The sequence below is a fragment of the Azospirillum oleiclasticum genome, from assembly GCF_013423485.1.
Taxonomy (GTDB): domain Bacteria; phylum Pseudomonadota; class Alphaproteobacteria; order Azospirillales; family Azospirillaceae; genus Azospirillum; species Azospirillum oleiclasticum.
The window spans coordinates 1-3,958 of the sequence record NZ_JABFFR010000089.1 but is presented as its reverse complement, the minus strand read 5'-3'; the positions used below and the strand labels follow the sequence as shown (position 1 = coordinate 3,958).

At 56.5% G+C, this 3,958-nt stretch carries 3 protein-coding genes; all 3 read left to right on the top strand.

All coding sequences use genetic code 11. From position 1 onward, the window contains the following. Positions 1 to 223: 223 nt before the first annotated feature. The 3 genes from HL658_RS36340 (at position 224) to HL658_RS36330 (ending at position 3,839) form a co-directional block, all read left to right on the top strand. Positions 224 to 1,273 (top strand): FkbM family methyltransferase, encoded by a 1,050-nt coding sequence (locus HL658_RS36340; protein ID WP_180286957.1) that lies wholly within the window; start codon positions 224 to 226, stop codon positions 1,271 to 1,273. A 68-nt stretch (positions 1,274 to 1,341) separates the two neighbouring features. Beyond that, positions 1,342 to 2,658, top strand: a complete 1,317-nt coding sequence (locus HL658_RS36335; protein WP_180286958.1) for a tetratricopeptide repeat protein — start codon at positions 1,342 to 1,344, stop codon at positions 2,656 to 2,658. Between the two features lie 146 nt (positions 2,659 to 2,804). Beyond that, entirely contained in the window at positions 2,805 to 3,839 is a 1,035-nt protein-coding gene (locus HL658_RS36330) for an SGNH/GDSL hydrolase family protein (protein WP_180286959.1), read from the top strand. Positions 3,840 to 3,958: the final 119 nt, after the last annotated feature.

The following is a 3,958-nucleotide window of genomic DNA, read 5'->3' as shown; positions in this document are numbered from 1 at the left end:
CGGCGGGATCAGCATCCGGTCGGCCATAGCTGTCTTTCGTTGATAATGGCGCTCTGCTCCTTCCAAGGAAATTTTTACATGCCCGATCATTGGAACGGAACAGGCTATATCAGCAACGGATAGCTCCACTTGTTGCTGTTTTCGCTTTGTTAAGGACCAGGTGGGTATAGGTTCCGCGGGACGGGAAGGGGCGGCCTTCCTTGTCATCGAGACCGGAGCCCGCATGAAGAATGTCAACGCCAAGCCGACACTGACCCGGACCTTGATCAAGGGTGGGGCGTTCGAGGGGCATCCGTTCCGCCTGGTCGATGTTGGCGCCAGAGCGGGCTACTCGCATCAATGGAACCATCTGGGCAAGGCAGCGGAAGTGCTTGGATTCGAGCCCGACCGCGAGGAGTGCGCGCGCCTCAACGCGGCGGAGCATGAAGTCCGCTTCCGCTGCCTGCCGATCGCGCTCGACAGCCGGCGGCGTCAGCGGCCGTTCTTCATCAACACGATGAACACCGCCGGCAGCGGGTTCTTTCCGGCGCGGTCGCGGATGGGGCTGCGTTTCTCCCCTGGGCCGGCCGCGGTAGACCCCGCCACCTACCGGAAGAGCCAGGAAGCGGCCCCGCCACGGCCCATCCAGGCCCTGCTCATGGACACCGACAGCTTCGACGCCGTGGCCGCCGAAGAGGAGATCAAGAGCGTCGACTTCTTCAAGATCGACGCGGAGGGCGCCGAACTCGACATCCTGGAGGGGGCGGAAAGCTTTCTGTCCGGCAACGGTGCCCTGGGGCTGGAAGTCGAAGTCAGCTTCATGCCGATACGGCAATGCCCGCTGTTCTATGAAATCTACAACCATCTCGCATTGCGAGGGTATCTTCTTTACGATCTCGATGCCTTCCACTACAGCCGGGGGGCGTTGCCGACTCCGGTTGCGTGGGATCATCGCAATCATGAGGGGAAGCGGATCCTCGGACCGACCATCGCCGGCCAGTTGGGACACGGTGACGCGCTGTTCTTTCGGGACTTGATCGACGAGAGGTTCGCTCCCTCCTCGGACGCCGACTGGCGTCGCGTTCTGAAGGCCGCCTGCCTGTTCGACCTGTACGGCCTCACCGATTGCGCGGTGGAACTTCTTGTCTACTATTGGGACGGGTTGGAGGGGAGGCTGGGCCTGACGCTGGAAAAGGTGCTGGACGCGGCGGTCCCCGCGCCCCACACGGGCCGGATGAGCCACGCCGAGTACACCCGCCTCTACGCCGAAACGGTGGGGCGGATGGACGTCTAGGATTGGGAGGCGGACAGGACTAGGCTTCTGGGTCCTCCTTCGAGGGTGGACAGCATCGGAGACGGGACATGGAGTTGACGACGGAATCCCTGGAGAGATGGCGCAGGGCGATCCGGGACGACGTGAACGGGCGTTATCTCTTGTCGATGGCCGTCGCTATCCGCTTCCAGGGCGGCGGCGCCCTGGCTCTTCCCTGGCTGGAGAAAGCCCACAGAGAAGCCGGCTCGCATCAGGACGCAGCGGCCTTCGCCCTCTCGCAGGTATTGAGTGAGGTGGGGGAGGAGGCGCGCGCCATCCGCATTTCTCACGATGCGGTCGCCCGGAATCCCGATCACGAACTTGCCGCGCTGCGCGATCTGGGAGCCTTCTACCTGGACACGCCAGTGGTTCCGGAATCCGCAAGGACCGATCTGCTGACGCGCGCCTTCCGTATGGCCCGCGAGCGTGGAAACTTGGCGGCGACCGGCGAGACCGGGGCCCGATTGGCGGTCCAGCACGCCCGTCTCGGCCGGTTCGACGATGCCCGCGATGTGTTGCAGGCCCTGGACGGTCTGACAGGAGCCACCCCGGAGACGGTCGCGCTGCTGCTGGAACTGCTCGCGACCGCGGCGGACGAGCGCGATCTTTGGTGCGCCGCCGCCCGGGCATTGATCACCTTGATGCCTGCGGACGCCAGTGAGGAAATCCCCACCCTGCACCGCGTCGCCTCCAAGGCTGACACCATGAATCAGCCCGCCATCATGGTGATGGCGTTGGAACGCATTCTGGCGATCGCCCCACGCGATGTGCCCGCGCGTCTGCGGCTCGCGCAGAATCGCGCCATCGAGGGGGATGAGGCCGCCGCTATTGCGCTTCTGATGGAGATGGTGTCCGGTGGCGATGTCGCCACGTTGGTGGCATTGTCGAATATATTGTTCCTGGCCGGGCGTGCCGAAGAGGCGGACCGCTACAGTGCCGAGAATCTCAGCCGCCATCCCGATGCCATCGCCGTGATACAGCAACGGGGGGTGCTGCTGATCGCGATGGGACGTCACCAAGAGGCCGTCACGCTCCTCAGACCGGTCACGGACATGTGGCCGTCCAACCCCAGCCTTGGCAGCACCCTGGCTCTGGCGCTCCATCATCTGGGCCACTCCGAGGACGCGCTCAAGCACATGCCGCTGCCACAATCGGTATCGACGGCCGACAGAAGCTGGGTTCCATGGTACCTGTGTGTGCGCGGCGTCATCCAGGACGCGGCTGGTCGGAGCGATGATGCGACGCGCTCGTTCACTGAGGCAGCACGTATCGCGACTCTTGAAAAACTCCGCTTCCACCTTCGCCTTCGACCAACCATCGCCGATGCGGCTATGCAACGTCTGCAAGGCGTGGGGTTCGCCATCTGAATGGAGATCCTGAGCGGGCGGATGGTCCGGACGGCACCCGACCATCATCCATCCGCCACTGAGGCGGTCCGGACCCGCCCTCCGCGCATTATGAAAAATCTGAATAAAAATTCAAGTATAACGCAATAATCAGTGGAGACTTCACGATGAATCTTATGCCAGTGCAAATACTTTATCATCCTTCTGAGATTGACAAATCCCTGCCGAATTATGTGTATGGTACGGGTTCCTGCTCTACTGTATTCATGGAGCAGGCATCGAAAATCGGTCTTCGTGTAGACGGATTCATACAGACTGATTGCGAAGAAAATAAAGTTTTTTTTGGTAAGAAAGTTTGGAATGTTCGTGATTTTCCAAATACGAACGAAAAAACAAACATAATAATTGCCAGCGACCAATTCCAATATATTGCGTTGGTTATATCGGTTTTCTTTAATAAAAACTCCGTGATTTGGAATGCTTATTATTTCGTGAACACAATAAAACAAATAACATTGCATGAATCTAATTACGCTAATTCTGATGCTTTTTTTAAAAGCATTCAGGAAAAGCGCTGGGATGACTTTGGATATGATAATTCCAAAAAAATAAAATCTGACATCATTGTGATTGGTGATTCATTTTCGTATCATGCTGATTGGTCTAATATGTATCCACATCGTTCTACAATAAATCGGTCTCTCCCTTCTCTATCAACATTTTTGATTGAAGAATATTATAAGCTTGTCAATATAGAGTATTGCGAAATACTTGTCATACATATAGGATTTCCTGATTTGAGAAATCTAATGACGGTGAATCCGTTGCAAATTTACGAGAATGTAAGGAACTTCTGCTCAGCGCGCGCTGCCGAGGGGATGGCTTGCTGCTTGATATCAATTCCGCCTATTACAAAGCGAGAGAAGTCCAGACTTTTCAGTATGTCTTCAGTATTCAATCTAATAGCAGTTGAAATAAACTCTCTATTTGAAGCATTCTCACGCGCCAATGGGCACAAATTTGTAAATTTGTGGAATGACATGGTTGATGAAAAAGGAATAAAAGATGAATTCCTCGCCAATGACATGATACATTACAATAGAATCGGTCAAAATTTTATGGTAAGGCATGTAGCTCAAGCTATTTCCGAATGGCGGCCGCATGATTTCTCCCCGACTGAGACTGCCGAGCCTAAGAGTTGACACATTGGATCCAGGGGTCCGAATCAGGTTCACCCCAAGCTGCCGAAGCTGGCCGCTGTGCTCGACGAGACGTAACTGCTCACGGAGGTGGTCAGGCAGCGAAGATCGGCTGACCGGCG

Excerpts from the sequence above, each read along its gene's own strand:
- HL658_RS36340 (WP_180286957.1), top strand. The coding sequence starts at position 224 with ATGAAGAATGTCAACGCCAAGCCGACACTGACCCGGACCTTGATCAAG.
- HL658_RS36335 (WP_180286958.1), top strand. The coding sequence starts at position 1,342 with ATGGAGTTGACGACGGAATCCCTGGAGAGATGGCGCAGGGCGATCCGG.
- HL658_RS36330 (WP_180286959.1), top strand. The coding sequence starts at position 2,805 with ATGAATCTTATGCCAGTGCAAATACTTTATCATCCTTCTGAGATTGAC.